This is a genomic window from Streptomyces blattellae, assembly GCF_009709555.1.
GTDB classification, from domain to species: Bacteria; Actinomycetota; Actinomycetes; order Streptomycetales; family Streptomycetaceae; genus Streptomyces; species Streptomyces blattellae.
Map to the genome: position 1 here is coordinate 1 of NZ_WJBG01000020.1, position 286 is coordinate 286.

A 286-nucleotide genomic window follows, 5' to 3' on the forward strand; every position below is an offset into this window, starting at 1 on the left:
CCTGCTCGTTGACGGCTACAGCATCTCTCTGTTCATCCGCCGCGTCGCCGAGGTCTACTCCGCACAGCAGGCCGGCGACCCGGTCCCGGACAGCTGGTTCGGCACCCTGAAAAGCATCACAAACACCAACAAGCACAACGATTCCAGCGCCGAAGTAGACGTCACGTACTGGAGCAGTGTCCTCGGGGTCGAGAACACCAGCCAGGCGGAGGACTTGTCGGGAGTCTTCGTATCCTCAAGCCAACCAGTTGTCGTCCCGATACCCGACGACACCTACTCGAAGGTT

Annotated in this window: 1 protein-coding gene; it reads left to right on the top strand. The window is 60.1% G+C overall.

What is annotated here, in order from left to right:
• On the top strand, positions 1-286 hold a 286-nt coding region (locus tag GFH49_RS39180), incomplete at both ends, for a hypothetical protein (protein WP_196217809.1).